The following is a 24,031-nucleotide window of genomic DNA, read 5'->3' as shown; positions in this document are numbered from 1 at the left end:
ATAATCCGCCACCGCAAATTACACCATTTTTTGCAGGCTAAAAGTTTGTCTGCTAATAGCTAAATGGCCAATTGTTAGTCCGCTTGCTTGCGCAAAAACGCCGGAATATCCAGGTAGTCCATATCTGACTTCGCCTGAGTCGCGTCTGCGTTCACCACCATCTTGCCAGGTTGTTCTTCACGGGTGCCTTCCATTTGACGAATGCCGTTGTCATCGCGATTGCTAGAACCTGATTTCACTAGCGTGATATCGGGCTTACGCTCGGCACCAATACCTGTGGCCACTACCGTCACGCGCATTTCATCGGTGATCTCGGGATCCAGTACTGTACCCACGACTACGGTGGCATTTTCTGAAGCGAAGGCCTTAACGGCATTGCCCACAGTTTCAAACTCTTCAATAGTCATGTCGAGGCCGGCGGTAATATTTACCAAGATGCCACGCGCACCTGCCAAGTCCACATCTTCCAACAGCGGGCTAGAAATCGCTTTTTCAGCCGCTTCTTCGGCGCGGTCTTCACCTGTGGCGGTGCCGGTACCCATCATAGCGGTACCCATTTCGCGCATGACGGTACGCACGTCGGCGAAGTCGACGTTCATCAGACCTGGGCGCGTGATCAGCTCGGCTATGCCTTGTACTGCACCCAGTAATACATCGTTGGCGGCTTTAAAGGCGTCCAACAAAGAAATACCACGACCCAATACTTTCAATAATTTATCGTTAGGGATAGTGATCAAGGAGTCGACGTGTTTTACCAGCTCATTGATGCCCTGTTGCGCGTAGTTCATGCGCTTCTTGCCTTCAAAAGCAAACGGCTTAGTAACGACGGCGACGGTTAAAATACCCAACTCTTTAGCAATTTGCGCCACCACAGGCGCCGCACCAGTACCGGTACCGCCACCCATACCGGCGGCGATAAAGACCATGTCGGCACCTTGCAGCAATTCGCGAATGGCGTCTATGTCTTCCAGTGCGGCGTCGCGACCTACTTCAGGATTAGCGCCCGCGCCTAAACCTTTAGTGATCTCGCCACCAATTTGCAGCGTGCTATCGGCGCTGGAGTTACGCAACGCCTGTGCATCGGTATTGATGGTTAAAAACTCTACGCCTTGCAGTTTTTCGCGCACCATGTGCTCGACAGCATTACCGCCGCCGCCGCCCACGCCGACCACTTTAATTACTGCTTCTTCATCGTGATCATTCATCAGTTCAAACATAAGAGTCTCTCCGCTTGTACTTGGGACCTTACCCCTTAGGGTGCATCCGCAAGCTTAAAATTCGCCACGCAACCAGTTGCCCATGCGTTTAAACAAGGAGCCAAAACTGGATTTGCCGTTATAGTCCTGTTGAGGCATTGATTGGTGCTCCTTACCGTAATGCAGCAAACCCACTGCGGTGGAGTACACGGGTGTCTCAACGTAATCTGACAATCCTTTCACACCAGCGGGTTGGCCGATACGTACCTGACACTGAAAAATCTGCTCGGCACACTCAACCAAACCTTCTATTTGTGCAGCGCCCCCAGTTAATACCAAGCCCGCCGCCAATTGATGCTTAACACCGGCTTTTTTCAGCTCACCTTGAACCTTGCTCAACTCTTGGTTGATCATGCCTAACAGTTCGCTGTAGCGCGGCTCTATTACTTCCGCCAAGGTTTGGCGTTGTAGGCTGCGCGCCGGCCGTCCGCCCACACTCGGCACCTCTATGGTGTCTTCTTTGCTCACCAATTTACTAAAGGCGCTGCCGTGGCGTATTTTAATGGCTTCGGCATCCAAAGGCGGAGTACCAAAAGCATAGGCGATGTCGCTGGTGACCGTACTACCCGCATACGGGATCACCTTAGTGTGGCGCAGCGCACCACCGGTAAACACCGCCATATCCATGGTGCCGCCGCCAATATCGACCACGCACACCCCGAGCTCTTTTTCATCGTCGGTTAATACCGCATAGCTAGAAGCTAGCGCACTAAAGATCAACTGGTCTACACGTAGCCCTAAGCGCTCCACACATTTTTCGATATTACGTGCCATATCGTTATGGCAGGTAATTAAATGCACTTTGGCATGCATGCGCACGCCCGACAGACCAATGGGGTTTTTTATGCCCTCTTGAAAGTCGATTGAGTATTCTTGGGGCAATACATGCAGCACCCTGTGCTCGTCTGATAAGCGCACCGACTTGGCGGTGTGGATGACGCTATCTACGTCTTCCTGGGTCACTTCTTCATCAGAAATGGGCACCATACCTGTTTCGTTACGACACTCGATATGCTTACCCGATAGGCCAAGGTACACAGAGGTAATTTGGCAATCAGCCATCATCTCTGCTTCGTCCACGGCGCGTTTCAGTGATTTAACCACTGATTCGAGATCGTTAACGCCGCCTTTATCCATTCCCTTTGAAGAATGGCTACCAATACCGATAACATTTAAATCGCCATCTGGTAGTAATTCACCTACCAGGGCCGTGACCTTAGCCGTGCCGATATCAAGCCCGACGATCAGATTTCTTTCCGTGCTTTTGGTCATTATCCGTCTCTTCGTCCTGCTTCCATCCCACTGCCAGCCCAGTATCGTAGCGCAAATCGAGATATGCTACTCGCTCGCGCTGATCAATATCTGGATAGACATCTACAAATCGTTGTAACCGAGCCGTGATATCTTCACGACCCAGCAATAAAGTTATGCCGCCATCAAGCGTTAATTCCCAAGACAGGCGAGGCGTTAAATTAATCTGCTCTATCTCGTAACCCTTGGGCTGTAAATATTTTTTTATCTTCTTATATTCGGCCAATACCCGCGCCGCTTCTTCATCGGGCCCAGATAAAGACACCAGATCTAACTGTTCAGATGTGGCCTGAAACACCTCACCGTGCACATTAAGCATGGCGTTATAGTTCCATTGGGCCACCGGCTGCTGCTCGACTATATAGACTCGCACCGTGTCCGGCCATTGTTTGCGCACCGAAGCTTGATAGACCCAAGGCAGCGCCTGCAGCTGTTGTTGTACCTGATCCACTTCCAGGGCAAAGAAATTACCGACCCCAGGTAGCTCAAGTACCGAATCGCGTACCGCCTCGCGACTTAAATAATGATGCTCACCTTGGATCATCAGATTATTTACTGGCACTTGATTGGCTGCCGTCATCCAGACAAACACCTGCCACAACCCCCACAGCAGCGCCGAGAGCACGACCAAGAAAACGGACAAACCGCCAAGAAAGGCGAGTCTGGTACGAGTTGCGGCAGACGCCATATTAGTGTGCCTGCTCCAATACCGTCATCACTAACTGCTCAAACGTTAAGCCTGCCACCTTGGCCGCTTTGGGCACTAAACTGGTTTCAGTCATACCCGGTACCGTATTCACTTCCAGCAAACACCAATGACCATTTTTGTCGCGCATCACATCCACCCGGCCCCAACCGCTAGCGCCCACCGCTTTAAACGCGGCAACACAGAGCTCGCCCAACCTTTGTTCGTCTGCCTCGTTTAAGCCACAAGGACACAGATATTCGGTGTCGCCAGACTGATACTTGGCTGAATAGTCGTAAAAATCATGAGTAGTGCGCAGGCGAATGGCTGGCAGCGCTTTCTCACCCAAGATGCTGACCGTGTATTCGTCACCGTCGATAAAACGCTCGAGCAAGACTTCGGCGTCAAATTTAAAGGCTTCTTCGATGGCCGCTATGAGCGTAGGCGCGTCAACGGCCTTGGTCATGCCGATACTTGAGCCTTCATTGGCCGGTTTAACGAAAATAGGACCATCAAATTTAGTCAGCAAAGCGCTGGCATCTTCGGCCTTAAATTGCCCTCTGTGCACCACGCTAAATTCTGCCGTCGGTAAGCCTAAGGTTTTCCACACTTGTTTGGTGCGAATTTTATCCATGGCCAGTGCCGAACCCAACACCCGAGAACCAGTATAGGGCAAGCCTAAATGCTCTAATGCCCCTTGCAAGGCGCCGTCTTCACCGCCACGGCCGTGCACCACGATAAAGGCGCGGTCAAAGCCATCGGCCTTAAGTTGGGCTAGCGGATAATCTTGGGTATCTATGCCATGGGCATCGACGCCGGCTCTTTGTAAGCCGCTTAATACCGCAGCTCCCGAGCGCAAGGATACTGCTCGCTCCGCCGCATGGCCGCCAAACAATACCGCAACTTTACCGAATGATGTCATGCCTGCTCTCCTTGCTGCATAGCAGCTATCGATAATTGTAATTGGCTTAAGGTGCGCGCTAAGCCGCCGACGTTACCGGCGCCTTGAGTTAGCACTAAATCGCCGTCTTGCAGCAACTCAGCCAAAATCTGTGGCACCTCATCTGGGCTGGCCACATAAATAGGTTCCATTTTGCCACGGCTGCGAATGGAGCGGCATAAAGCACGACTATCGGCTCCCGGAATCGGCGTTTCGCCGGCACTGTACACCTCAAGCAAGATCAGTACATCGGTTTTCGATAATACATCGACAAAATCTTCATAAAGATCTCGGGTGCGGCTGTATCTGTGCGGCTGGTAAATGGTCACCAACCGCCGCTCTGGCCAACCGGCCCGGACCGCATTTTGGGTGGCACGTACTTCGCTGGGGTGATGACCATAGTCATCGACTAGCTTGGCATGGCCTCGGCCGGTCTCATATTCACCGTATTGCTGAAAACGACGACCCACGCCTTCAAACTTGATCAGCGCCGCCAAAATAGCCTCATCGGTCACGCCATCTTCACAGGCCACGGCGATGGCGGCGGTGGCATTTTGCGCGTTATGGCGGCCGGGTAAATTCAATTGCACGACCAAGCTGCTACCATCGGGACGACACACAGTAAACTGACAATTATCACGCTGCTGGCTAAAGTCGGTAATGCGATAATCCGCATCATCCACAAAGCCATAGGTCACGCATTGGCGACTGATGCGTGGCATCAGATCCCGCACCACTTGATCGTCCACACACAATACGGCTAAGCCATAAAACGGCAGATTATGTAAGAAATCGACGAAGGTGGCTTCCAGCTTGCTGAAGTCGCCGCCATAAGTGTCCATGTGATCCGCTTCGATATTGGTAACAATCGAGACCATAGGCTGCAGATGCAAGAAGGAGGCGTCGCTCTCATCGGCTTCAGCAATCAAGTAACGACTGCTGCCTAAACGCGCATTACAACCGGCACTATTGAGCAAGCCGCCAATCACGAAGGTAGGATCGCGCCCCGCTTCACCGTAAATGCTGGCAATCAAGCTGGTGGTGGTGGTTTTACCGTGAGTACCGGCTACCGCCACCCCGTGGCGAAAGCGCATCAATTCCGCCAGCATTTCTGCACGGCGCACCACAGGAATACGCAGCTCTCTTGCTGCCATCAATTCTGGATTATCTTCTCGAATGGCGGTCGAGGTCACCACCACACTGACATCTGCCACCTGCTGTGCTGCGTGACCTAAGTAAATTTTTGCGCCCATGGCCAGCAAACGATCGGTCACCGGGTTATGGGCGATATCTGAGCCAGAAATAACATAACCTTCATTGGCCAGCACTTCGGCAATGCCGCCCATACCGGCGCCACCTATGCCGATAAAATGAATACGACGCACCCGTCTCATCTCGGGAACCGTACTTCTCAATTTTGCTAGTTCAACTTTGGTCATGCCATTCTCTCGTTTATTTAGCTTAAGGCGCGCAGGTTTTCGACCACTCGCTCGGCCGCGTCTATGATCGCCTGCTTACGTGCAAGCTGAGCCATGGTCAGCAAGCGCGCTCTGTTGTTCGTTAATCGCTGCAGCTGGTCGGCCAAGTGGCGTGCCGTTAACTCAGACTGAGGCAGCAAAAGTGCCGCTTCATGCTCAGAAAGCACGCGGGCATTTTTCGTTTGGTGGTCGTCTACCGCGTGCGGCAGCGGCACAAAGATGGCGCCTACACCTGCGGCGGCAATTTCTGACACCGTTAAAGCACCGGCGCGGCACACCACAAGATCCGCCGCCGCATAAGCGCCTGCCATGTCGTCGATAAAATCGCTGACGTCAGCTTCAACGCCCAGATCTTGATAGGCGGCACGCACGGCTTCGCTGTTACCCTTGCCGGTTTGATGACGAACCTTAATATTGCCAGCCAACGCCACCGCGTGTGGCACCACTTCATTTAAAATTTTGGCGCCTAAGCTGCCACCCACCACCAGCAAGCGCAGCGGTTGCGGATCCAGTGAGATACGGGTCTCGGGCGAGAGCAAAGCCAAGACCTCGGCGCGCACCGGATTGCCCACCAGCTGGGTGTTTTTAAAGCTATCAAACGGACCAGCAAAGGCGATCAGTACTCGCTTGGCGAGGCGCGCCAATAACTTATTAGTCATACCGGCGGCGGCATTTTGCTCATGCAACACCAAGGGAATGCCTGCCAACCAAGCTGCCACGCCACCGGGGCCGGAAGCAAAGCCACCCATACCCAACACCACATCTGGCTTAATCTGTTTTAAGATGCCGCGGGCTTGCCAAGTGGCACGCAAAATATGCAGTGGCGCCAGCAACTTACGTTTTAGACCATTACCGCGTACCCCGGCGATGGCTATGGTGTGCAAAGGGTAGCCGTGTTGCGGAACCAATTGAGCCTCCATGCGCTCTGCGGTACCCAGCCAATGAATATCCCAGCCTTGATTGCGCAGCAGCGCGGCTACCGCAAGACCGGGGAACACATGGCCACCGGTGCCACCAGCCATCACTAATAAGGTTTTGGTAGACTGAGCCTGCTTATCTACTGACATTAACCCAGCTCCCTTTGTCTGGCCTGCATATTATCGCGCCGCCATTCGAAGTCGATGCGCAGCAAAATCGCCACCGCCGTGCTCATTACCAATAAACTGGAGCCACCGTAGCTGACCAAAGGCAAGGTTAGGCCTTTGGTAGGCAGCATGCCCGAGGCCGCGCCCACGTTCACTACGGTTTGAAAGCTAAACCAAATACCGATACCCATGGCCAGATAACCCTCGTATTGACGGCCACCTAATAATACTTTTTGACCAATATGCAGCGCCTTAAAGGCTAACCAAGCTTGCAGCAAGAGCACGGCGATCACGCCGGTATAGCCCAACTCTTCGCCCAAAATCGCAAACACGAAGTCGGTATGCGCTTCCGGTAAATATTCTAATTTTTGAATCGAATTACCCAAACCCTCACCAAACCAGCCACCGCGCCCGAAGGCCATTAAAGATTGGGTTAGCTGATAGCCACTGCCGAACGGGTCTTCCCACGGATTCAAAAACGAGGTGACGCGGCGCATCCGATACGGCGCGCTCAAGATCAGAAACACCAACAAGCCCACCCCTAAGCCCACTAGACTCAAGAACTGACTCAAACGGGCGCCGGCCAAAAATAACATGCCGAGCGTCGTCACAAACAGCACCACCACCGAGCCTAAGTCGGGCTGTTTTAATAACAGCAAAGACACTATGCCCATCACCGCCAGCGGCTTGAGAAAGCCTTTCCACTGGCCGCGCACTTCATCTTGACGGCGTACAAGATAACCCGCCAAGAAGGTAAACAGCGCCAACTTAGCAACTTCAGCGGGTTGCAGATTTAAAAAACCCAGCGGTAACCAACGCTGGCTGCCGTTAATTTCACGCCCTACTATCAACACCAGCACCAGCAATACAATCGCGAAAATCAAAAAAGCGGTGTTAAATTGCTGCCAGCGCTCCATGGGCACCTGCAACATAAAGGCGCTAACAATCAAGCAGATCACTAAAAAGACGCCATGGCGCTTCACGAAGTGAAAGGCGTCATTGCCGACATTAATGCCTTCGGCGATAGACGCCGACGACACTATGATGAGGCCTATGATCATCAGGCTCAGCGCCAAAATCACCAATTGGCGGTCGTAAATTAAGCCTTGCGAGGGGCGCAGCAACCAGTTGCTACCAAAGGTTGGCCATTTCATAGGGCTTTCACCAAGCTAATAAAGTGCTCACCGCGCAGTTGATAGTTGCCATACATATCGAAGCTGGCACACGCCGGCGCAAACAGGACTGTATCGCCTGCCGATGCCTGTGCCGCACACCAAGCCACGGCTTGCTCTAAGTCTGGTACTTCTTCGGTATTGCTCGCCAAAGCCAATAGCTGTTGGCGGTCTTGACCAAAACAGACCATGGCTGCCAGCTTGTTTTTTAGTAAGGGGATAAGCGGAGAAAAGTCCTGCCCCTTGCCCTGCCCACCGGCGATCAGCCATAAGCGCCCGCTTGCTTGTTTAGCCGTGTCGGCACCACTCGCCAGACCATCAATCGCCGCTAAGGTAGCGCCGACATTGGTGGCCTTGCTGTCATTTATCCAGCGTACGCCATTCTTATCCGCGACAAATTGGCAACGGTGTTTTAAACCGCTGAAACGGCGCAGCACAGTAATTTGTGCCCACTGTGGAATAGCGGCTTTATCGGCCAGTGCCATGGCGGCTAAGGCGTTGAGCTGGTTATGGCTGCCTAAAATCTTTAACTCGGACACCGGCATTAGCGGCTGACCTTCGCGACTCAACCACAGCTGGCCATCATGCTCGATGCGGCCATAGGCTTGGTCATCTAAGCCAAAGCTGCTGGTTGGTACTGTGTTGGTGGCCAACAAAACTGAGGGCCACGTTTGGTCGTCTTCGCGATTAAATACCGCCAGCTCCGTATTACGATAGATGCCGAGTTTGGTATCACGGTAATGGCTCAAGGAGTCATAACGGTCGAGATGATCTTCGCTGATATTGAGCACAGTCGCGGCGCGGGCGGCTAAGCTCGGCGTGGTTTCTAGCTGAAAGCTCGATAGCTCCAATACCACTAACTCAAGTTCTGTGGACAATAAATCCAGTGCAGGGATGCCTATGTTGCCACCCACGCCCACCTTAATGCCTGCTTCGGCTGCCATCTCGCCCACTAAGGTGGTGACTGTGCTCTTACCGTTAGAGCCTGTGATGGCAATAATCGGCACCTGCTTATCGCCTCTAGCGCAGTCCCGCACTAATAACTCGATATCACCGATAATCTCTACGCCAGCACTCAGCGCTTGTTGTAATTCAGGGGTAGCCAAAGGCACACCTGGGCTGGCAATAATCAGCTCGGCTGCCAATAAAGGCGCCAACGGCAGACCGCCCTGCCCTAGTTCACCAAAGTAGTGCTCAATAGTGTCAGGTAATTGGTCGGCACCCGGCGGGTAGCTACGGGTATCCATCACCACAGGCGTAATGCCACGGGCTAGACAATAGTTAAGCACAGACAGTCCAGTCTGCCCTAAGCCAAGGATCAGGATACGCTCAGGCAACATGCTTTATCTTACCTTTAAGGTGGCGAGGCCAACCAAGACTAATACCAGACTAATAATCCAGAAACGGACGATAACTCTGGGCTCGGGCCAGCCTTTCAATTCGTAATGGTGATGAATGGGCGCCATGCGAAAAATACGCTGGCCGCGCAGCTTATAAGATCCCACTTGCAAGATAACCGACAAGGTTTCAATCACGAAAATCCCGCCCATGATCACCAGCAAAAACTCTTGGCGTACCAGTACCGCTATCACGCCTAAGGTCGCGCCCAAGGCTAATGAACCCACATCACCCATAAACACTTGTGCTGGATAGGTGTTAAACCACAAAAAACCTAAACCAGCACCGACGATGGCGGTACAAAATACCATTAGCTCACCCGCATGAGCCACATAGGGAATATGCAGATAAGCGGCGAAATTCACATTACCGGTTGCCCAGGCGACTAAGGCAAAGCCCGCCGATACCATCACCACCGGCATGATGGCCAAGCCATCTAAGCCATCGGTGAGGTTAACCGCATTGCTTGAGCCAACAATGACGAAGTAGCTAAAGATGATGAAAAATAAGCCCAGTTGCGGCATCACATCTTTAAAAAATGGCACCACTAGCTGAGTTTGTGCCGGATCGTGCGCCACCGCATAAGCGGCCACGGCGGCGGCTAGGGCGGCGGCAGACTGCCAAAAATACTTCCAGCGCGCCACCAGCCCATCTGTATTCTTGCGCACCACCTTGCGATAGTCATCGACGAAGCCAATAGTGCCAAAAGCACCCAGCACAAACAGCACTATCCACACATAGGGATTATCTAAACGCGCCCATAACAAGACGGTGACAAAGATGGAGATCAATATCATCAAGCCGCCCATGGTAGGCGTACCGGCCTTGCTAAAATGGGACTCGGGGCCATCGTTACGCACCACTTGGCCTATTTGTAGGCTTTGTAAGTGGCGAATTAAGTGCGGACCCAACCACAAGCAAATCACTAAACCGGTTAAAATCGCGATCACGGCTCTAAAGGTCAGATACGAAAACACGTTAAAAAAGCTGAAATAAGGGGTCAGCCACTCCGCCAGCCAAACTAGCATTGACCTTCCTCCTGAATCGCTCGCACTATGTCTTCCATGCGAGCACTGCGTGCGCCCTTGATCAAAACCACTACCTTATGCTGTTGTGCCAGCGTCTCAAATAAGACAGGCGTTAATTGTTTTTTATCGGCAAAGTGCTTGCCCAGCGCGGCCTGCGCCGTGAATTGGCTGTCTTTGCCTACCGTCAGCACGCAATCGATACCGAGTTTTTTAGCATGCTCACCCACTTGAATGTGCATCTCTTTGCTATAAGTACCCAGCTCGGCCATGTCGCCAAACACGAAGATACGAAAACCCGGCAGACTGGCTAACGTATCCAGCCCCGCTAAGACTGACGCCACGCTGGCGTTATATGTATCATCTAGCACAGTCAAACCCGGTCGCGTCCACACCTGTAAACGGCCATGAGACGACACAACTTGACTTAAACCTTCGGCAATTTCACCTAAACTGGCTCCTAAGGCTTCGGTACCGGCGGCGGCGGCCAAGGCATTGGCTACGTTATGCTTGCCCGGCACGGTTAACTTAATCGCTACCTCGCCTTGGGGCGTGAGTAGTCGAAACTGAGCGCAGCCGGCTTTATCCAGCTGAATATCGCGCGCCTGATAATCTTTATGGTCGCCAAAATAAACTAAGTCGTGCTGTTCTTTCCACAGCTTGCAAAACGGGCTGTCGCCGTTAGCGATGGCCACGCCACCTTCTACCAGTCCAGAATAGATTTCGCCCTTAGCTTGGGCGACACCTTCCAGCGAACCAAATCCTTCAAGATGCGAGGCTTCGACGTTATTGATAATGGCCACATGAGGCTGAGTTAACGAACTGGTCCAGGCGATTTCGCCCACGTGATTGGCACCAAGCTCCACTACCGCATAGTCGGTATCTGTGGTCAGCTCACACAAGGTCAGCGGCACGCCTATTTCATTATTCAAATTGCCTTTGGTGGCTAGCACAGTGCCTTTTTGGCGCAAGATGGAGGCAGCCATTTCTTTGACCGAGGTCTTGCCGCAGCTGCCGGTAATGGCCAACACCTTGGCCGAGCTCAGCTCCCGTACTAAGCCGCCCAATACGCCAAGTGCGAGACGGGTATCGGCCACCTTGATTTGAACCACGCTTGCTGTTGGTTCTGTATCAAGCCAGCGTTCCACCAATAAGGCGCTGGCACCTTGGGCTACGGCCGCTTCCGCAAAATCATGGCCATCGAAGTTCTCACCCGCTAGCGCTACAAACAAACCGCCTTTCTGCAAGGATTTGCGGCTATCGGTAGTGACGTGAGTGATCTGGCCATCCAACCCGCGCAGCTCACCGCCCGAGGCGTCGGCTAATTGACTTAAATTAAGCGTTATCATGCGTTTAGTCCCAAGAGAGCGGCCACTGTTTCTCGGTCGCTGTAATGCATTTTTTCGCTACCCACTATCTGGTAGTCCTCATGGCCTTTGCCTGCCACTAAAATAATATCGTCGGCGCCCGCTTGTGCAATAGCATATTGAATGGCATCGCGCCGGTTGTGCACCACCTGCACGGCATCAGGGGCAATTAAGCCTTGGCGCATGTCATCAATAATGGCGCTGGCGGATTCGGTGCGCGGATTATCGTCGGTTAACACCAATACATCCGCACCAAGCTCTGCGGCAGCCGCCATTAACGGCCGCTTGCCTTTATCCCTATCTCCACCACAGCCGACCAAGCACCATAAACGGCCTTTGCAATGCTGGCGCAACGCTTCGAGTACCTGCTCCAGCGCATCCGGGGTGTGCGCATAATCCACCACCACTAAGGGTTTTTCGGGTGCACTAAAGGGCTCCATTCGCCCATCAACACCAGATAACAGCGGTGCCGTAGCCAGCAAACGCTCAAAGGGTTCGCCGAGCGCCAACAAGGCGCCCATGGCCGCCAATAAGTTAGCCACATTGAATCGCCCCATTAGGGGTGCGGATAATACACCATTCCCCCAGTCGGAGTTAATGGTCACTTGCACGCCATCAGCATAAAAGTGCACGGTTTCGGCGATTAATTGCCGACCGGTAAAGTCGCTGAGTCGGCCATGTAGGCTGTAAGCAATAGCGTCGGTATAGCGGCTCAACCAACGACGCCCCACGGCATCGTCGGCATTAATCACATGCGCCTGCTGACACAAGTCAAATAATTGCCGCTTAGCCTCGCCGTATTCCGCCATGGTGGCATGATAATCCAGATGATCGCGACTGAGATTGGTAAATACCGCCACCTTAAAGTGCAACGCTGCCACGCGCTGCTGGTGCAAACCATGAGAGGAAACTTCCATGGCAATACGCTTCGCACCCAGCGCCTGTTGACGGGCCAATTCTTCTTGTACTGCCAGCGCCGAGCCTGTGGTGTTGATGGCAGGCTGCAATTGGCCATAAAGCCCATTGCCAAGTGTGCCCATCACGCCGGCAGGCTGGCCGAGCAAACCGCTCCAGTTAGCGATTAACTGGCTAACTGTGCTCTTACCATTGGTGCCGGTCACGCCGATGAGCGGCACGGTTGCCGAGGTATCGCCATAAAAAAGACCGGCTAGCAGCGACAAGTATTTAGGCAGCTGATAGACATTCAGCAAACGGTGGTCGTGCTGCACTAAGCCCGATTGCTGGGGGGTGTCGACCTCCACCAATACGGCGGCGGCGCCCTTTTCCAGCGCGGCTTCAATAAACTGACGACCATCTTGGGCATGGCCTTGTACGGCAATAAACAGACAGCCAGGCGTCACGGCTCGGCTATCTAGCGTCAAACTGGTAATGGCAATGGCCGGCGCAGACAGGCCCAGCGGTACCGCTAAATCTCTAAGTGTGAGGGACACGATTTGCCTCCTGAACGACCAGATTAAATTGCTCTTGTTTCGCGCCGTCGGGGCGAATATTCATGAGTTGCAGCGCGCCACTCATCACTTCGGCAAATACCGGTGCCGACACTTGGCCACCATAATACTGTTCACCTTGGGGTTCGTTCATGACCACCACCATGGCTAAACGGGGGTTGCTAATCGGTGCCACACCGGCAAACAAACCCACATAATCCTTGCCATAACCGCCGGCGACCGCCTTACGTGCGGTACCGGTTTTACCGCCGACTCTATAGCCAGGAATGGCCCCATTGCCTGCGGTTCCACCCGGGCCCACCACAGCTTCTAACATATGCAACACTGCATCTGCATGCTGCTTAGCGATCACTTGCTCGCCCCTTGGCGGCTGGTCGCGCTTGATAATACTTAAGGGATAACGCACGCCCCCGTTGGCAATTACCGCATAGGCTTGCGCCAATTGCAGCGGCGTCACCGTTAAGCCATAGCCAAACGACAGAGTGGCTTTTTCAATATCAGACCAACGGCGGCGTTGTGGTACTAAACCGGGACTTTCGCCCACTAGGCCAGAGCCTGTGTCTATGCCTAAACCAAAGCGATATAAGGTATCGATCAGCTGCTCTGGGGTTTCTTGCAAAGCCATGCGCACCATGCCCATATTGGAGGAGCGCATCAGCACCATTTGCACGCTGATAGGACCGAGATTTCGGGTATCTGAAACTCGCTTACCGCCGAGGCGTAACCAGCCGGGGCTGGTATCAATAATGGAATCCGGCTGTACTATGCCATTTTCCAGCGCGCTGACCACGATCAAGGGCTTTAAGGTTGAACCCGGTTCGTAAGCATCGGTAGCGGCACGGTTACGCGCACGAAAGCTTTGATATTGGCCGCGATTATTGGGGTTAAAAGAGGGCGTGTTAACCATAGCCAATACTTCACCGCTTTTTACATCGATAAGCACTAACGAGGCGGACGTGGCGCGATGGTATTCACTGGCGCGCTTTAACGATCGATAGGCCAGCGCCTGAATGCGCTGATCAATACTGAGGTGAATATTGTTGGCTTGGCGCGCTTCTGAAACCACGCCTAGGTCTTCAATAATACGCCCCATGCGGTCCTTGCGCACCCGACGCTCGCCAGCCTGCGCGGTCAGCCAATCGTTATAGCTGCGCTCTATGCCCTCGGTGCCGTGACCGTCGATATTGGTCATGCCCACCATGTGGGCATTAATTTCACCGGTTGGATAAAAGCGACGCTCTTCTGGGCGCAAATGCACACCGGGCAGGCGTAGCTTACGAATATATTCGGCTACCGCGGGCGTTACTTGGCGCTGTAAATAAACGAAACGACGTTTGGGATTTTCCACTTGTTTCAGTAACTTATCTCGCGGCTCGCCCAACACATCGGCGAGCGCCTGCCAAGCCTGCTCTTTTTGCAAACTCAGCTCTGCATGTATTTGCTTGGGATCCGCCCACACCGCTTGTACCGGTACCGACACCGCCAGCTCTTCACCATGGCGGTCCATGACCATGCCGCGCGTGGTGCTGGTCACGGCGGTGCGCAAAGAACGCATATCGCCTTCCATGCGCAACCTATCGGGAGACACCACTTGGATCCAAGCGGCACGGGCAAATAAAGAGCCAAACGCCAATAAGATCACCCCACACACGGTGAGAAAGCGCCAGCTAACGAGTAGCGGCTCTTTTTTTGTTTGCTTGCGCCGTCTCATTTTTGCATCACCAGTTTTTCCTCGGCCGGAGCGGGTCGCTTCATGCCGAGTTTATCTCGGGCCAACAGTTCAATCCGGCTATGTTCCATTAGGGTGTTTTGTTCTAATAAAAGGTGGCGCCACTCGATATCTAATCTATCTTGCTCGGCCATTAATTCGTTGTATTCACTGGTCAGTTGACGCGTGCCTTGGGTGGTCACTATCACTAACAGGGCGGAGCAAACGGTAACAATGACTAGCAGCAGCAGCCATTTATAGCGCAGTAAATCTTGGCCAATTTCTTTGGCGAGATTAAAACGCCCATCTCTCACAGCTCGCTGTCCAAGCGCTGTGCGACGCGCAGTACTGAGCTACGCGATCTAGGGTTAGCCTCTACTTCGGCCGCGGTCGGCTTTTGCGCCTTACCCATGCTTTTCAATAAGCGTCCGCCAGATAACTGAGCTTCGGTTAGTGGCAAGCCCGGTGGCACTTCAGGCCCCTGCTCATGCTTGCGAATAAAGCGCTTCACTATGCGGTCTTCCAGAGAGTGAAAACTGATCACCGACAGGCGGCCGCCGGTGGCCAGCACCTCTAACGCGCCATCTAACGCTTGTTCAATTTCATCCAGCTCACCGTTGATATGAATACGGATCGCTTGAAAGCTGCGGGTAGCCGCGTGCTTATGTTTATCTTTGCTGGGGCTGACACGCGCTATCATTTGCGCCAAAGCGCGGGTGCGGGTGTAGGGCTCGGTGGCGCGATCAAAAACAATGGCACGGGCAATTTTACGGGCAAATTTTTCTTCGCCGTAATTTTTCAACACCCAAGTGATGTCGTCCTCACTGGCCGTGGCCAACCATTCGGCAGCACTTTGGCCGGTCGTGGTGTCCATGCGCATATCCAGTGGGCCGTCTTTTTGAAAGCTAAAGCCACGCTCGGCTTCATCGAGCTGCGGCGAAGACACGCCTAAATCCAGCAAGACGCCGTCGATTTGCTTGGTTAACCCCAGCTCCGCCATCATGGCGGCCAGCTGTGAGAAGGGGCCGTGTAAAATTTGAAAGCGCGGGTCGGTAATGGTAGCGGCTTCGGCTATGGCTTGCGGATCGCGGTCGATAGCATACAAGCGGCCTTCGGGGCCGAGCTGAGATAAGATATGCCGCGAATGACCACCGCGACCAAAAGTACCATCGACGTAAATACCGTTGGGCTTGATGTTTAAGCCATCTACAGCTTCATGCAGCAGTACCGTTATGTGTGCTGGGGGCTGTGTTAAAGACCCAGCCAAAGGCTGGTCAGAATGTTCGCTCGTGTGTTGGCTCATGTTATAATCCAAAATCCCGCAGTCGTGCCGATGAACCCCAGTCTTCATGAGGAAGAGCCTGCAAGTCATCGTTAATTTGTTGTTGCCAGCGCGACGCATCCCAAATTTCAAATTTATTGAGTTGTCCCACCAGCATAATTTTTTTCTCAAGTCCCGCATGTTGGCGCAAGGTACTGGGCAATAACACACGGCCTTGCCCGTCCAGCTCACATTCGGCTGCATGACCCAGTAATACTCGCTGTATGCGACGCTCTTGCGGGTCCATACGAGAAAAAGAACGGAGCTTTTTTTCTATCAGCTCCCATTCCGTTAGCGGATATAACAGCAGACAAGGCTCAAATATATCGACGGTGCACACCAGAATACCGTCAGCATCGTCACGACACTGATCGCGAAAGCGAGTCGGTATCGCCAATCGCCCCTTAGCATCCAGGCTGATGGAGTGTGTACCACGCAGCATTATGAGTCCTTAACGAGCAAATTGTTCCACAAAAAACCACTTTCCCCCACCGCGCTTGATTGTAAGGAGCCAAGGAGCCCTTTTCAAGCAAACCGTACAGAAAAAGACCATGAACCCACTAAGCTCACCGCCTTTAATGAAGAGCGCCTGAAAAAGACGCTATCGAGAGAATGCGGTGCTTGAGTCGCGCTAACGAAAAAACGCAGCCGAAGCTGCGTTTTTAAAGTAGGTGGAGTTGGCCTGTAAGCCGGGTTTTGTATCGAGCAAGCTCGATAGATAATCATTCCTCTAGGCCAGCAATCGCTCACTGGCTCAAGCAACCTACCCGCCTCCAGCGCGGGCCGCGCCCATGGAGGCCTATTTGGTCTTGCTCCGGGTGGAGTTTACCGTGCCACGAACTGTTGCCAGTCGCGCGGTGCGCTCTTACCGCACCCTTTCACCCTTACCTGTGCCCTAAGGCCATCGGCGGTTTGCTCTCTGTTGCACTGGTCGTGAGCTCGCGCTCCCCAGGCGTTACCTGGCACCCTGCCCTATGGAGCCCGGACTTTCCTCCCCTCCGCCCGTATGCCCGAGGGCACAACGACGAAGCAGCGATTATCCGGCCAACTCCGCCGCAGATTGTACACCAGCGCCGCTTTGATACCAATGTTGAATGCTGAATTTTTAATGTTAAATGCAAAGACAAAGCATCAAACCTAAAGGCCTAGATCTTTTTCGCCACGGAATCCACGGAAGAACACGGAAAAATAGTGATCAGATCTGAAAAAGCTAGAGCTAAGATAAAAGTTTTAAGGGGTAAGGGCTAAACACCCTGTTTGGAGTGGCGAGCCCTTACCATTAAAGATCTTAAGTTCTTGTCGCTTGTGAACTACGTCCGTGCTTTGCGTGTTCTTCCGTTGCAAAAAATTTTGTTTTAGGCTTTTTAGCTCTTAATTCAACATTAAAAATTCAACACTCAACATTATCTCTAGTGGCTAAAGCCCATTCTCCAAGCCGTACTTGTACAAGGCATTTTTCTTGGAGCCATGAATATCGGCGGTCAGTGCTGCCGCCTTCTTTAAGGGCAACTCACTGCACAGCAAGTTCAGGGTGCGCAACACCTCGGCCGACAGCTCGTCCTCTGAGCTTGGTCGATAGCCCGCCACCATCAACACGATTTCGCCGCGGCTGCGGTTGGTATCTTCACCTAGCCACTGCAACATTTCACCGGCGGGCAGACTATGAATCGACTCGAAGGTCTTGGTGATTTCTCGCGCCACGACTAACTGGCGATCTTCGCCCAGCACTTCTACGATTGCGGCCACACTGTGCAGCAAGCGCCGAGGAGACTCATAAAAAATTAAGGTGCGCGGTTCGTCTTTTAATTGTTCGATTTTATCGAGCCGCGCTTTTTCTTTGCTCGGCAAGAAACCCTCAAAAGCAAAGCGGTCAGTGGGCAAGCCCGCGGCCGACAAAGCAGTGATAGCGGCACAAGGGCCAGGCAAGGCGATGACTTGAATACCCGCTTCACGGCAGCGGTTAACCAAGTGATAGCCGGGGTCACTGATCAAAGGCGTGCCAGCATCCGATACCAGAGCTACACTTTGTCCGCCCACTAGACGTGCTACGAGTTGGTCGGACTTATATTGCTCATTGTGGTCGTGTAATGCCCAAGTCGTGGTATTAATCTGGTAATGGGATAGCAGTTTCGCCGTATGACGGGTATCTTCACAGGCTATTAAATCAACCTCTTGTAATGTATCCAGTGCACGCTGGCTGATATCATTCAGGTTTCCGATGGGGGTTGGCACTATATAAAGTGCAGCGGCTTGGCTCATGAGAACTCCTGTCGAGCAATTGTTTCACCGTCATGGCCCTATTAGAATTAGGACTAGAATGACACAGCTTGGGATTAAAGGGATTGGCAACATTACAGCAAAGCAAGAGTGTAACACGGCTATTATGCACCTTGGTGCTTTCATATTTACTACTAGCCTGTAACTCAGGAATCATGTCGCAGCGACTGTCTGATACACCGCCAGACATGTTCAGCACCATAGAGCACAGTGGCGAGCAATACCTCAAACAAGCACGCGACGCAAAACCCGCCGATGCGTTTAGTTGGCAGGTATTAGCGGTTCGCGCTTGGCTACAAGAAAATAATGTGCTGGCAGCCAAAAACCTGCTGACTCAACTACAAAAAGTCGCCAGTCCAGAACAGCGGCCCATAGTGAGCTTGTTAGACGCAGAGCAGGCGCTATTAACCGGCCACGACAAGCTCGCCGAGCAGCAATTGGCAAGCATTAAGCGCGAGAGCTTAGCGCCCAATGCCTTGAGCTATTATCTGTTGTTGCAAGCCAACCGCTTAGAGCAACAAGGACTGCCCATTGCCGCTGCCGACATGTTAACCCAGCGTCATCAAAATTTATCCGGCTCGGCTCAGCAGGCCAATCTGGAGCGCATTTATGCGCTGTTAGCGCCTATCTCCAGCGATACGCTACGCGGCGCGCTGGCAGAAAATTATCAGCCCGACACCCAAGCCTGGTTGCGGTTAATGGCCATTTTAAACAGCCAACATGCCAGTGATGAGCAGCGTAATTGGCAGCTCAACTCTTGGCGCAATAGCTACCCTCAGCATGCCGCTAACTATTACCTGCCTGAAGGTTTGGCAGAGAGCAGCCTACTGGCACTCAATAGCTATCAGCCCAACCACATTGCGGTGTTATTGCCGTTAACCGGACAATTAGCCACGCAAACGGCGGCCATTCGCCACGGCATAGAGCGCGCCCATCAAGGCCAAAGCTCGCGCTTAAGCTTTTTTGATACTCAGGCCAACGACATGGCTAAGATTTATCAACAAATCCAAGCCGCCGGTGCCGACTTTATTATTGGGCCTTTGGTGAAAGGTGATATCGCCGCCTTGGCTAATTTAGATCCTGCTATGCCGCAGTTGGCGTTAAATATGCCGCCAAACAGCCAAAGCTCGGCCCATCACTATTACTTTGCCCTGTCACCGGAAAGTGAAGCTGCCGATGCCGCTCAGCATATGTGGGAGCAAGGCCATCAACAGCCATTGGTGTTTGTGCCGGGTAATGAACTGGGCAAGCGCAGCGCCACCGAATTTAATCGCGTTTGGCAACAACTGAGTGGACATAGCACACGTATCGCCTACTTTAGCAGCCAGCAAGCCATAGAAAGCGACGTGCGTCGCGCACTGAACACGGCCGGCGGCAGCGGCCCCATCGACTCGGTGTTTATGGCCTCTAACGCCACCGAAACCCGTTTTATCTTGCCTTACTTTGATTTTGTACGTGACGCTCGTGCCAAGCGCTTCCCCACTTATGTCACCTCGCGCAGTTTTATACCTGGCGGTTCGGCGCCCATCAGTGAGCTTACCGGGCTCCATTTGGCAGACATGCCTTGGTTATTTGGCAGTGATCCACAGCTCATGAGCCAAGTAGAGCAGCAGTGGCCTAATAGCAGCAGCACTTGGTTGCGCTTGTATGCGTTCGGTTACGACGCCGTGAACCTGATCCCACAACTGCCTGACTTGCGCCAAGGCACGGCGGCCGTTTCGGGTTTAAGCGGTGAGCTGAACGTAAATCAGCAAGGCTTGGTCGAACGACGCTTGCAATGGATGGAGTATCAGGATGGTGACTGGCAAACCGAAGGCTATCAAGCCACTCCTGACTCGATTGAAGGACTTAATCTCGAGCGCGAGCAAGAGCTTGAGCGTGCGTTTGAGCGAGAGTTTGAGTAATAAGACTAAGCCCTCCACCGCTCAGGTGGCTCGCGGCGCAACACAAGACCAAGGCGAAAAATTTGAACGCCACGCCGAGCAGTTTTTACTGAGTCAGGGCCTGACTCTGGCGGCGCGCAACTACTGGTGCAAGCTGGGCGAAATTGATTTAATCATGTATAGCGGTCAAACCTTAGTATTTGTGGAGGTACGCTATCGCCGTCATGGTTATTTTGGCGGCGCAGCCGCATCGGTCACCTTAGCCAAACAACAGAAACTACGCCGCGCCGCCTTATGTTATTTGCAAGCACAGGGGCTTAATGAAGCGCAACAGCCCTGTCGTTTTGATTTAATTGCCTTTGAAGGCTCTGAACTTCATTGGCTAGAGAATGCTTTTTAAGGAACAGCAATGCAGGATGAAATAAAAGCCAGTTTTACCGAAAGTATTCAAACTAAAATTGCCGCTGCCGAAGCGCTGCCCGATGATATTTTAGCGGCGGCGCAGATGATGGTGATGTGTTTATTAAACGGTAATAAGTTACTGGTATGCGGCAATGGTGGCTCTAATGCGTTGGGGCAATTATTTGTTAGTGAGTTAATGAATCGCTACGAAACCGAACGCCCCGCCCTGCCCGCCATTTGCTTAACGCTCGATACCAGCAGCATCAGTGCTATTGCCGTGGATCAACACTTTGATGAAGCCTATGGCCGACAAATTCGTGCGCTTGGTCAAGAAGGCGATGTGTTGGTCGTGATCTCCACTAGCGGTAATAGTCGCAACCTGATTAAGGCAGCAGAAGCCGCACTGAGCCGCGACATGACCATAGTCGCGCTCAGCGGCAAAGATGGCGGCGAGCTGGCGGGTTTACTCGGCCCTAATGACGTGGAAATTCGCGTGCCGGCGCTGCGCGCACCTCGCATTCACGAGGTGAATTTGCTCACCTTGCATTGTTTGTGTGACCTGATTGACCGCACCTTGTTCCCTCAGGAGGAAACCGACTGATGAATCCTAAAATTATCGCCTTATTATCCGCAACCCTGCTGCTGCAAGGCTGCGCGGGAGTGCTGTTCGCCGGTGCTGGCACCGGCATCGCCTCTGTGACCGATCGCAGAACCGTATCCACTCAAATCAGCGATCAAGCCATAGATGTGCGTGCCACCCATAGATTAGGCACCTCTAAGCCGCTGTGGGAGCAAAGCCGGGTGGTGGTGATCACCACTAATGGTAAGAGTTTATTAATTGGCCAAACCCCGACTCAAGCTTTTAGCCAACAAGCCGAGGCGATTGTCAAAGGCGTGCCCGGTGTGACTGAAGCGTTTAATGAGTTGCGGATCATGGCGCCACTCGACATAACAGCGCGCAGTCAGGATTCTTGGATCACCTCTAAGGTAAAAAGCACCTTATTGGCCGAAAAAAATATCGATGGCAGCAAAGTTAAAGTGGTGACCGAAAATAGCGAAGTATTCTTAATCGGCTTAGTCACGCAAAGAGAAGCGGATATTTCCGTGCAATTGGCCCGCAACATAGCCGGTGTAAAACGCGTCATTACTGTCTTCGAATTTATTCAAGCGGCTCCCTAAACAGCCCTAACGCAAAGGCCCTGCATACTTTTATTAGCCAAGGCTGCCTTGCCTACTCGCTGATAAAGGGATGCAGCTGCTATTGCGCGCTAGCTGCTGTACTTATCTAGGTGTTTATTAACGCTACGCTGCTCTTTTACTGATATTAAGGTTTGCTTTAGCTAAGCCCCGATATATGCTGCTTAGCTAACAAAATAGTGCTGTAAGTTAATGTGGTTATTAACCACTAGGCCGATGAGACTCTTAGGCACGTTAGGCGTGGATGCTTAGCTCGCTTTTATCAGTACATTTTGTCAGCCACATAGGGTTAAGACAGGGAGTTTTATATGACATCTCAGGCGCCGCTTACCGGCAGAGAAAGGACCATAGACAGTGCAGCTGTACTGATCTCCAGCACAGATCTGGCAGGAAAAGTCACTTTTTGTAACGAGCAACTATATCAATTTACCGGCTACCCCAAAGAGCAGGTGATAGGTGAGTTGCAGATGCATTTAGGCGCCGGCGGCGTGCCCAGTTCGATTTTCACCGATCTCTATAGCTCGCTGCAGGCGGGTAAAGCCTATATCGCCGTCTTAAAAAATCGCTGTCACAACGGCGACCATTATTGGGCCGACGTTTATTTCACTCCTAAATACGATGGCGACAAGTTAGCCGGTATCGACTCTATTCGTACCCAGCCCAGCCCTGAGTGCGTGGCGCGAGCCAAAAAAGCCTACCCCAAACTAACCAGCGCTAAGAAACCCAGCTTCAGCTTACGAAACTGGTGGGCGGGCTTGAGTTTGCATAGCAAGTTTAGCGGCATAAGCGGCCTGTGTTGTGCGGCAAGCTTAGCCCTACTGGCAACCTTATTACCGCAGGCAACGCTGGCTCTAACGGGGGTCTTCGCGATCCTTTGGCTAGGCTTAGTCTTGAGTGGCTATGCACTGACCGCAGGCTTGCGCCAATTAGAACACAGCTCGCGTCAGGTCATCGACAATAAGCTAGCCACCTTGATTTATACCGGCCGCCAAGATGAAGTGGGCCAACTGCAGCTCACCATACAGGTGTTGCAAGCCAAGCTTAAGACGGCACTGGGTCGGGTGGGTGATGCCGCCGATGACTTAGTCACCCAAGCCTATCAAGCGGAGCAAGCCATTAGTTCAACCCAGGCAGAAATCAGCCGCCAAGAGTTAGACATAGACCAAATAGCCGCGGCCATGGATGAAATGACGTCGACCGTGTCCGAAATTGCCCGCAATACCACTAACGCCTCCAACAGCGCCGGTAAGGCCCATGAAGTGGCCCGAGAAGGCCGCATCAACGTGCATCACACCAGCCAACAGATAGCGACGCTGGCCCAAAACGTGCGGCAATCCACGACTGTCATAGAGTCACTGGAAAAAGACAGCCACGAGATCAGCGACGTACTCACAGTGATCCGCAACATTGCCGAGCAAACTAATCTACTTGCACTCAACGCCGCCATTGAAGCCGCCCGCGCCGGAGAGCAAGGTCGCGGCTTTGCGGTGGTGGCCGATGAGGTGCGTAGCCTTGCTGGGCGCACTCAAGGCTCAATTGCCGACATAGAGCAAACCATAGCGCGGCTGCAAGCCACCACCCGTGAGGCGGTCGCCGTGATGGCGGAGAGTTTAGCGCTGGCCAACCATGGCGTGGCTCAAACTGAAACCTCAGAAACCTCCATCGAAGAGATCAGTCAGCAAATTAGCGTAATGAATGACTTAAATATGATGATTGCCAGTGCCGCCGAAGAGCAGTCTTGCGTGTCCGCCGAAATCACCAACAAGGTGCGTCTGATCAGCCAATCTGCCCAAAGCACGTCGGGACATGCCCAAAATAATATGCAAACCAGCTATGAAACGGCCCAACTCACGCAGCACCTAAAAGACATTATCGATAGCTTTAGCGTACGCAAGCGTGAAGCGTGAAGCGTGAAGCGTGAAGCGTGAAGCGTGAAGCGTGAAGCGTGAAGCGTGAAGCGTGAAGCGTGAAATAATACAAATGGAATGGCCCGACTAAAGTAGACACCAGTTTAAGCAGCATTAAGTTGCTGCGCATATGCGTTGGGGGTTAATCCT

Annotated in this window: 21 protein-coding genes and 1 other RNA gene; 5 read left to right on the top strand and 17 right to left on the bottom strand. The window is 52.7% G+C overall.

The genetic code is table 11. The annotated features are described in order from the left end of the window. Positions 1 to 74: 74 nt before the first annotated feature. From ftsZ to rsmI, 17 genes are all read right to left on the bottom strand, one after another. Entirely contained in the window at positions 75 to 1,217 is a 1,143-nt protein-coding gene (gene ftsZ / locus ACEN2G_RS10660) for a cell division protein FtsZ (protein WP_442021473.1), read from the bottom strand. 54 nt (positions 1,218 to 1,271) lie between these two features. Continuing rightward, entirely contained in the window at positions 1,272 to 2,528 is a 1,257-nt protein-coding gene (gene ftsA / locus ACEN2G_RS10655; RefSeq protein ID WP_442021472.1) for a cell division protein FtsA, read from the bottom strand. Next, entirely contained in the window at positions 2,488 to 3,255 is a 768-nt protein-coding gene (locus ACEN2G_RS10650; RefSeq protein WP_442021471.1) for a cell division protein FtsQ/DivIB, read from the bottom strand. Before ACEN2G_RS10650 ends, ftsA begins: the two co-directional genes overlap by 41 nt. A gap of 1 nt (position 3,256) precedes the next feature. Continuing rightward, complete coding sequence (locus ACEN2G_RS10645; protein ID WP_442021470.1) at positions 3,257 to 4,174, bottom strand: D-alanine--D-alanine ligase; 918 nt, start codon at positions 4,172 to 4,174, stop codon at positions 3,257 to 3,259. Further along, positions 4,171 to 5,631, bottom strand: a complete 1,461-nt coding sequence (gene murC, locus ACEN2G_RS10640) for a UDP-N-acetylmuramate--L-alanine ligase (RefSeq protein WP_442021469.1) — start codon at positions 5,629 to 5,631, stop codon at positions 4,171 to 4,173. The genes ACEN2G_RS10645 and murC overlap by 4 nt, the downstream gene beginning before the upstream one ends. A 17-nt stretch (positions 5,632 to 5,648) precedes the next feature. Then, positions 5,649 to 6,737: an undecaprenyldiphospho-muramoylpentapeptide beta-N-acetylglucosaminyltransferase gene (murG, locus tag ACEN2G_RS10635; RefSeq protein ID WP_442021468.1), complete on the bottom strand. Its 1,089-nt coding sequence runs from the start codon at positions 6,735 to 6,737 to the stop codon at positions 5,649 to 5,651. Then, complete coding sequence (gene ftsW / locus ACEN2G_RS10630) at positions 6,737 to 7,909, bottom strand: cell division protein FtsW (RefSeq protein WP_442021467.1); 1,173 nt, start codon at positions 7,907 to 7,909, stop codon at positions 6,737 to 6,739. The genes murG and ftsW overlap by 1 nt, the downstream gene beginning before the upstream one ends. After that, positions 7,906 to 9,267, bottom strand: a complete 1,362-nt coding sequence (gene murD / locus ACEN2G_RS10625; protein ID WP_442021466.1) for a UDP-N-acetylmuramoyl-L-alanine--D-glutamate ligase — start codon at positions 9,265 to 9,267, stop codon at positions 7,906 to 7,908. The genes ftsW and murD overlap by 4 nt, the downstream gene beginning before the upstream one ends. 3 nt (positions 9,268 to 9,270) lie before the next feature. After that, positions 9,271 to 10,353, bottom strand: coding sequence for a phospho-N-acetylmuramoyl-pentapeptide-transferase (mraY, locus tag ACEN2G_RS10620; RefSeq protein WP_442021465.1), 1,083 nt, complete (start codon positions 10,351 to 10,353; stop codon positions 9,271 to 9,273). Further along, a complete protein-coding gene (locus ACEN2G_RS10615) occupies positions 10,347 to 11,699 on the bottom strand; it encodes a UDP-N-acetylmuramoyl-tripeptide--D-alanyl-D-alanine ligase (RefSeq protein WP_442021464.1) in 1,353 nt (450 codons plus the stop codon). The genes mraY and ACEN2G_RS10615 overlap by 7 nt, the downstream gene beginning before the upstream one ends. Continuing rightward, positions 11,696 to 13,171 (bottom strand): UDP-N-acetylmuramoyl-L-alanyl-D-glutamate--2,6-diaminopimelate ligase, encoded by a 1,476-nt coding sequence (gene murE / locus ACEN2G_RS10610; protein WP_442021504.1) that lies wholly within the window; start codon positions 13,169 to 13,171, stop codon positions 11,696 to 11,698. The genes ACEN2G_RS10615 and murE overlap by 4 nt, the downstream gene beginning before the upstream one ends. Beyond that, positions 13,152 to 14,897: a penicillin-binding transpeptidase domain-containing protein gene (locus ACEN2G_RS10605; protein ID WP_442021463.1), complete on the bottom strand. Its 1,746-nt coding sequence runs from the start codon at positions 14,895 to 14,897 to the stop codon at positions 13,152 to 13,154. Before ACEN2G_RS10605 ends, murE begins: the two co-directional genes overlap by 20 nt. Next, entirely contained in the window at positions 14,894 to 15,208 is a 315-nt protein-coding gene (ftsL, locus tag ACEN2G_RS10600) for a cell division protein FtsL (RefSeq protein ID WP_442021462.1), read from the bottom strand. The genes ACEN2G_RS10605 and ftsL overlap by 4 nt, the downstream gene beginning before the upstream one ends. Continuing rightward, entirely contained in the window at positions 15,205 to 16,197 is a 993-nt protein-coding gene (gene rsmH, locus ACEN2G_RS10595) for a 16S rRNA (cytosine(1402)-N(4))-methyltransferase RsmH (protein WP_442021461.1), read from the bottom strand. The genes ftsL and rsmH overlap by 4 nt, the downstream gene beginning before the upstream one ends. A 1-nt stretch (position 16,198) precedes the next feature. Next, on the bottom strand, positions 16,199 to 16,657 hold the full coding sequence (gene mraZ, locus ACEN2G_RS10590; RefSeq protein ID WP_442021460.1) for a division/cell wall cluster transcriptional repressor MraZ: 459 nt from the start codon (positions 16,655 to 16,657) through the stop codon (positions 16,199 to 16,201). Positions 16,658 to 16,884: 227 nt separating this feature from the next. Further along, an RNA gene (gene rnpB, locus ACEN2G_RS10585) (RNase P RNA component class A) lies at positions 16,885 to 17,267 on the bottom strand. 364 nt (positions 17,268 to 17,631) lie between these two features. Continuing rightward, positions 17,632 to 18,474, bottom strand: coding sequence for a 16S rRNA (cytidine(1402)-2'-O)-methyltransferase (gene rsmI, locus ACEN2G_RS10580; protein ID WP_442021459.1), 843 nt, complete (start codon positions 18,472 to 18,474; stop codon positions 17,632 to 17,634). Positions 18,475 to 18,647: 173 nt separating this feature from the next. Between rsmI and ACEN2G_RS10575 the strand changes: the two genes are divergently transcribed. The 5 genes from ACEN2G_RS10575 to ACEN2G_RS10555 all read left to right on the top strand — a co-directional run bounded on the left by ACEN2G_RS10575 (position 18,648) and on the right by ACEN2G_RS10555 (position 23,881). Next, on the top strand, positions 18,648 to 20,396 hold the full coding sequence (locus ACEN2G_RS10575) for a penicillin-binding protein activator (protein ID WP_442021458.1): 1,749 nt from the start codon (positions 18,648 to 18,650) through the stop codon (positions 20,394 to 20,396). Then, positions 20,389 to 20,775 (top strand): YraN family protein, encoded by a 387-nt coding sequence (locus tag ACEN2G_RS10570; RefSeq protein WP_442021457.1) that lies wholly within the window; start codon positions 20,389 to 20,391, stop codon positions 20,773 to 20,775. Before ACEN2G_RS10575 ends, ACEN2G_RS10570 begins: the two co-directional genes overlap by 8 nt. Positions 20,776 to 20,784: 9 nt before the next feature. Next, positions 20,785 to 21,378: a D-sedoheptulose-7-phosphate isomerase gene (locus ACEN2G_RS10565; RefSeq protein ID WP_442021456.1), complete on the top strand. Its 594-nt coding sequence runs from the start codon at positions 20,785 to 20,787 to the stop codon at positions 21,376 to 21,378. Further along, on the top strand, positions 21,378 to 21,956 hold the full coding sequence (gene dolP / locus ACEN2G_RS10560; protein ID WP_442021455.1) for a division/outer membrane stress-associated lipid-binding lipoprotein: 579 nt from the start codon (positions 21,378 to 21,380) through the stop codon (positions 21,954 to 21,956). Before ACEN2G_RS10565 ends, dolP begins: the two co-directional genes overlap by 1 nt. A 326-nt stretch (positions 21,957 to 22,282) precedes the next feature. Then, the gene (locus ACEN2G_RS10555; RefSeq protein WP_442021454.1) at positions 22,283 to 23,881 is read left to right on the top strand and encodes a methyl-accepting chemotaxis protein; all 1,599 of its coding nucleotides are present in this window, start codon (positions 22,283 to 22,285) and stop codon (positions 23,879 to 23,881) included. Positions 23,882 to 24,031: the final 150 nt, after the last annotated feature.

It is taken from the genome of Oceanisphaera sp. W20_SRM_FM3, assembly GCF_052119705.1.
GTDB lineage: Bacteria > Pseudomonadota > Gammaproteobacteria > Enterobacterales > Aeromonadaceae > Oceanimonas.
The sequence above is the reverse complement of the archived record's forward strand: the minus strand, read 5'-3'. Positions and strand labels throughout refer to the sequence as shown.

Coding starts and splice junctions, on each gene's coding strand:
- ftsZ (WP_442021473.1), bottom strand. CDS start 1,217: ATGTTTGAACTGATGAATGATCACGATGAAGAAGCAGTAATTAAAGTG.
- ftsA (WP_442021472.1), bottom strand. CDS start 2,528: ATGACCAAAAGCACGGAAAGAAATCTGATCGTCGGGCTTGATATCGGC.
- ACEN2G_RS10650 (WP_442021471.1), bottom strand. CDS start 3,255: ATGGCGTCTGCCGCAACTCGTACCAGACTCGCCTTTCTTGGCGGTTTG.
- ACEN2G_RS10645 (WP_442021470.1), bottom strand. CDS start 4,174: ATGACATCATTCGGTAAAGTTGCGGTATTGTTTGGCGGCCATGCGGCG.
- murC (WP_442021469.1), bottom strand. CDS start 5,631: ATGACCAAAGTTGAACTAGCAAAATTGAGAAGTACGGTTCCCGAGATG.
- murG (WP_442021468.1), bottom strand. CDS start 6,737: ATGTCAGTAGATAAGCAGGCTCAGTCTACCAAAACCTTATTAGTGATG.
- ftsW (WP_442021467.1), bottom strand. CDS start 7,909: ATGAAATGGCCAACCTTTGGTAGCAACTGGTTGCTGCGCCCCTCGCAA.
- murD (WP_442021466.1), bottom strand. CDS start 9,267: ATGTTGCCTGAGCGTATCCTGATCCTTGGCTTAGGGCAGACTGGACTG.
- mraY (WP_442021465.1), bottom strand. CDS start 10,353: ATGCTAGTTTGGCTGGCGGAGTGGCTGACCCCTTATTTCAGCTTTTTT.
- ACEN2G_RS10615 (WP_442021464.1), bottom strand. CDS start 11,699: ATGATAACGCTTAATTTAAGTCAATTAGCCGACGCCTCGGGCGGTGAG.
- ACEN2G_RS10605 (WP_442021463.1), bottom strand. CDS start 14,897: ATGAGACGGCGCAAGCAAACAAAAAAAGAGCCGCTACTCGTTAGCTGG.
- rsmH (WP_442021461.1), bottom strand. CDS start 16,197: ATGAGCCAACACACGAGCGAACATTCTGACCAGCCTTTGGCTGGGTCT.
- mraZ (WP_442021460.1), bottom strand. CDS start 16,657: ATGCTGCGTGGTACACACTCCATCAGCCTGGATGCTAAGGGGCGATTG.
- rsmI (WP_442021459.1), bottom strand. CDS start 18,474: ATGAGCCAAGCCGCTGCACTTTATATAGTGCCAACCCCCATCGGAAAC.
- ACEN2G_RS10575 (WP_442021458.1), top strand. CDS start 18,648: ATGTCGCAGCGACTGTCTGATACACCGCCAGACATGTTCAGCACCATA.
- ACEN2G_RS10565 (WP_442021456.1), top strand. CDS start 20,785: ATGCAGGATGAAATAAAAGCCAGTTTTACCGAAAGTATTCAAACTAAA.
- dolP (WP_442021455.1), top strand. CDS start 21,378: ATGAATCCTAAAATTATCGCCTTATTATCCGCAACCCTGCTGCTGCAA.
- ACEN2G_RS10555 (WP_442021454.1), top strand. CDS start 22,283: ATGACATCTCAGGCGCCGCTTACCGGCAGAGAAAGGACCATAGACAGT.